This is a genomic window from Acidimicrobiales bacterium, assembly GCA_034521975.1.
In the GTDB taxonomy this organism is placed as follows: domain Bacteria; phylum Actinomycetota; class Acidimicrobiia; order Acidimicrobiales; family SKKL01; genus SKKL01.
In genome coordinates, this window is the sequence record JAXHLR010000001.1 from 1 (window position 1) to 4084 (window position 4084).

General features: G+C 70.5%; 3 protein-coding genes. 1 reads left to right on the forward strand and 2 read right to left on the reverse strand.

Annotated elements, in window-relative coordinates; genetic code table 11:
- Positions 1–52 precede the first annotated feature (52 nt).
- Positions 53–1153: a CapA family protein gene (locus U5K29_00005; protein MDZ7676920.1), complete on the forward strand. Its 1101-nt coding sequence runs from the start codon at positions 53–55 to the stop codon at positions 1151–1153.
- A gap of 255 nt (positions 1154–1408) precedes the next feature.
- Here the strand turns inward: U5K29_00005 and U5K29_00010 are convergent, their stop codons facing one another.
- Together U5K29_00010 and U5K29_00015 are read right to left on the reverse strand one after the other, a co-directional pair.
- The gene (locus U5K29_00010; protein ID MDZ7676921.1) at positions 1409–2239 is read right to left on the reverse strand and encodes a methyltransferase domain-containing protein; all 831 of its coding nucleotides are present in this window, start codon (positions 2237–2239) and stop codon (positions 1409–1411) included.
- Between the two features lie 110 nt (positions 2240–2349).
- Entirely contained in the window at positions 2350–3978 is a 1629-nt protein-coding gene (locus tag U5K29_00015; protein MDZ7676922.1) for a LuxR C-terminal-related transcriptional regulator, read from the reverse strand.
- Positions 3979–4084: the final 106 nt, after the last annotated feature.

The following is a 4084-nucleotide window of genomic DNA, read 5'->3' on the forward strand; positions in this document are numbered from 1 at the left end:
GACCGCGTCGCGTCCTGACGCGCTCGCAAGACTTCGCCGTCGAGGCGTCTGAGTGGTGAAGCTCTGCCTCACCGGTGACGTCATGTGCGGTCGGGGTGTCGACCAGATCCTCGCCCATCCCGGTGACCCCAGGATCGACGAGCAGTGGTTGCGGTCGGCGGTCGGCTACGTGGAACTGGCCGAGGAACGGTCGGGTCCCATCCCGCGCGGGGTGCCGCCCCGCTATGTGTGGGGAGACCTCCTCCCCGAGATCGACGTCATCGCCCTCGATGCGTTCGTGGTCAACCTCGAGACCGCCGTGACCGACAGGGGTGCGCCATGGCCGGGGAAGGGCATCCAGTACCGGATGCACCCGGCCAACGTGGATGTCTTGTCGGCCGCGGGGATCGACGTGGCGGTGCTGGCCAACAACCACGTGCTCGACTGGTCGGTCCCCGGCCTGGAACAGACCCTCGACACCCTCCGAGCGGCCGGTGTCGCGACCGTAGGAGCGGGGCGCAACCGCGATGAGGCATGGATGCCCGCCGTCGTCGACCGGCCATCGGGTTCGCGGACTCTTGTCGTCGCGGCAGGAACGACCTCGAGCGGGATCCCCCCGGAGTGGGAGGCCGGACACGGGCGTCCCGGGGTGGCGATGCTGGCCGACCTCTCCGAGACCCAGGTCGAGCGCATCGCCGGTCTGGTTCGGGAGTCGGCGCGTCCCGGCGACGTGGTGGTGGCGTCGCTGCACTGGGGCGGGAACTGGGGTCACCGGATCCCGCCCGAGCACCGGCGCTTCGCTCACGCACTGATCGAGCGTGCCGGGGTCCATGTGGTGCACGGGCACTCGTCGCACCACCCGCTCGGCATCGAGGTCCACCGGGGTCGGCTCATCCTGTACGGCTGTGGTGACCTGCTCACCGACTACGAGGGGATCGGCGGTCACGGGGAGTACCGGGGAGACCTCGGAGCCCTCTATGTGGCCAGCGTCGAACCCGCGTCAGGTCTGCTGCAGGACCTCACGCTCGTTCCCAGCAAGGTCGAGCGGTTCCAACTCACCCGGCCCTCGGTCGACGACATCGAGTGGTTGGCCACAACCCTGACCCGGGAGGGCTCAGCGCTCGGCACGGCTGTCGGCGTGGGAAGCGACGGGCGCCTCCACCTGCGGTGGTGAGCTCGCCGCTTCCGGTCACCGCTTTGCGGGACGTCGACGCCGAACGGTGGACATCGCGCGATGCCACGTCCGCCGAGCCAGACTCCGCATCTTCGCTCGGACACGCCGACGGTCCTCCCGATCCTGATTCCAGAATCGCCTGAAGGCGTCGGCCGTGGTCTGGGTGAACTTCCAACTGCTTCCGTACATGGATCCAGAGTGGCAGGTACCCGGCCGGGTTCCCCATTCACCGGCACCCCAGCTGATCCGGTCCGATCACTTGGTGCCGACGGCCACGTTCACCGGATTGTGCAGCAGCCCATCACCCTGGGTGGCTCGCTCCCGGAGCATGCCGTCGAGGACGCGACGCACCTCTTCGCCCTGCGCTTCGGACAGGCCTGCCACGATGGACCGGCCCACGGGGTTGCTGCTGGTGATCCAGTCCCAGTGGTCGGCCCCGGACTCGAAGCGCAACGGATGGTCGATGGTCTCGACGGTCACCTCGGACAGTCCGGCTTCGCTCATCCGACGCTGCAGCACGGTGGGATCCGCTACCTGCAGCTCCGGTGGCGGACCACCCGCGAACGGGCTGGGAAGATCGGGGGCGACCGCCTCGACCGCGCCGAGGAAAAACCCGAGGAACTCCAGCTCCGGTGGCATGGCGCCCATGGTCACCATGAGCACCTGTCCCGCCGGTCGGGTGACGCGGACCATCTCCGCGAGGCCCGCTGGCAGGTCAGCGAAGAGCATGACGCCGAACTGCGAGCCGACCACGTCGAAGGAGTCGTCGCCGAGCTCGAGGGCATAGCCGTCCATCGCCAGTGCCTCGAGGTCATCGTGGCCCTCGGAGCGGGCGCGTTCGAGCAGTCGTTCGACCATCACAGGCGACAGATCCACCGCGGTCACCCGAGCGCCCCGCCTGGCGGCAGCGAGCGACAGTGCGCCGGTCCCCGCAGCGACGTCCAGCAGCCGGGTGCCGTCGTCGATGTGCACCCGGTCGAGCGCGTCATGGGCCAGTACCCGGTTGGCATCGGTGATCCGGCGGTCGTAGTCGGCAGCGATGGCGTTCCACGCCTGGCGGGCCGACTCGGTTGTGGTGGCGTTCATGGCTACCTCCTCCATGACCGAACCCTACGAAGCAGACCGGCGCCGCCGCATCGGGTGGAGCACCCAACTCCCGCTGGGAGGCTGGGTGGAACCACCCATCCCGGGGTTGGTCAGACCATGCGGTGCCGGTGGGCGAAGGCGGTCGCTGCCGCCCGGGTCGACACGCCGAGCTTGGCGAAGATGTTGCTCACGTGGCGCTCTACGGTTCGCTCGCTCAGCACCAGCTCGGCGGCGATGGCCTTGTTGGTCGAACCCGCGCTGAGGTGCGACAGCACCTCGAGCTCGCGGGCGGTGAGGCCGTGGCGGGTGGACCCCCCGTGGCCCGGGCCCTCGCCGATCCGGGCCAGGTCGGGCGCCGCGCCGAGCTCCTCGAAGATCCGCCTCGCCACAGCGAACTCGACCTCGGCGGTGTCGGCATCGCCGAGCTGTTGGCAGGTGCGAGCGATCAGCACCCTGGTGCGGGCACCGTCGTAGCGGGCACCGAGCGCGTTCCAGCCCTCGGTCGCCCGCCGGAGGGAGCCGAGCGCCGAGGTCGGATCGTCCTCGGCCAAATACACCGCGCCGAGGGCCGCGTCGGCCATCGCCCGCAGATAGGCAATGCTCCTGGCCGACGCGAGCTCGTCCAGCTCCCGGGCGCAGTGGGCTGCCTCGGCCACGTCGTCGGCAGCGAGCAGGATCTCCACCGCCGCCGCCAGGACCGGGGCCCTCGCCAATCGCTCGTGGGTCTCGGCCTCGACCCGGCGGATGGCCGCCGCGGCCGCGTCGACGTTGCCCTCGGCCAGCCGGAGCATGGCCAGCCCGGGCTGGGGGTCGTGTCCCCACTGGCTGGCCGTCGCGTAGGCATCGGCCGCATCGTCGAACTCGCCACGGAGGCGGTGCAGCTCGGCGCGCTGATAGTGAGCCGCACCGAGCGCGGGCTGACCTGCAGGCTCGGAGAGCCGGTCACACGCGCGCAGCACCTCGTCGAGGGCGTCGGTCCAGGCACCGTGGAGCCGCAGGATCTCGGCGCGGTGCACCAGGCACTGGCCCCGGTAGGGGACGAGGTCCGGTTGCTGTTCACACCAGCGGGTCAGGGCGTCGGTCCACTCGTGGGCCCGCCGCATCTCGAAGGTCTGTTGGCAAGCTTCGATCACCGCGCAGTAGACGATTCCCGCGACCGTCGGCGAAACCTCGTCGGCGACGACGGCGATCATCACCTCGTCGAGGATCGCCATGCCCTCCTCGGCGTCGCCCATCATGATCAGCGCCTGGCCGCTGCCGAGCCGCCCGAGGGTCGAGAGGTCGACCTCGTCGAATCGTCGTCCAGCATCTGCGGCCGCGGTGAAGCACTCCAGGGCCCGGTCCGGATCCCCCGCGCCCAGTGCCTGCAACCCCGCGGGGATCAGCAGGTACCCGACTTCTGCACAGTCACCCAGCTCGTCGACGAGGCGCTGAGCCCGGCCGAACCACCCGCCCGCCTGGGCCATGTCACCCCGGTTGGCCAACTGGAACCCGAGCCAGAACGCACAGCGCGCCGCCCGGGCCGGCTCACCGTCGTCGAGGTGTCGCTGGTGGGCGTCGGCCCATGCCGCGCCGCTCTCCTCGTCGTCGCCGGTGAGAAACGACGCCACCGCCAGCCGTTCGAGGTCCTGGGCGGCCAGTTCCTCGGGCGGGGCGTCCGCCAGAGCACGGCGGGCGTCGGCCCATCGGCGCTCGCCGAACGCGTGCACACCCCGATCGAGCTCGTCATCGGCGTTCATCGGCGTTCCTGACTGCGCTGACCGCGATCACGGTTACCGTTCGCGACGCTACCGTCCCGGCGCAACCCGAGCCGAGCGAGCGGGCCATTCTGGACGACGGGGACCG

What these genes read in the sequence shown, in the direction of transcription:
- U5K29_00010 (MDZ7676921.1), bottom strand. Translation starts at nt 2,239, where the DNA reads ATGAACGCCACCACAACCGAGTCGGCCCGCCAGGCGTGGAACGCCATC.
- U5K29_00015 (MDZ7676922.1), bottom strand. Translation starts at nt 3,978, where the DNA reads ATGAACGCCGATGACGAGCTCGATCGGGGTGTGCACGCGTTCGGCGAG.